Source organism: Pelomicrobium sp. G1 (assembly GCF_051905455.1).
Lineage (GTDB): Bacteria > Pseudomonadota > Gammaproteobacteria > Burkholderiales > UBA6910 > Pelomicrobium.
Window position 1 is genome coordinate 1 of record NZ_JBQACR010000273.1, and the last position, 294, is coordinate 294.

Annotated in this window: 1 protein-coding gene; it reads right to left on the reverse strand. The window is 70.1% G+C overall.

Features of this window, described 5'->3' with window-relative positions; genetic code table 11:
• On the reverse strand, positions 1–294 hold a 294-nt coding region (locus ACTFO6_RS18475; protein ID WP_439935834.1), incomplete at both ends, for a ferrochelatase.

The following is a 294-nucleotide window of genomic DNA, read 5'->3' on the forward strand; positions in this document are numbered from 1 at the left end:
CGCTGCGAACACCGCGTCGAAGGCGCTTGCCGTGGTACTGGCGGAATACTGGGGGTACAGGGGCAGCACCAGCACCCGGTCGCAGCCCTGGGCCTTGAGTTGCCCGAGGGCCCGGATTATCGAGGGATGACCGTAGCGCATGGCGTACTCCACCGCGGGGGCGGGCCTGATCCGCCCCCCCAGGGTGCCCAGCAACAGCTTCGCCTGCCGCTCGGTGTGGAGGCGCAGGGGCGAGCCCTCCGGCGTCCAGATCTGGGCGTAGCGCTTGGCGGATTGTCTGGGACGGGTGGTGAG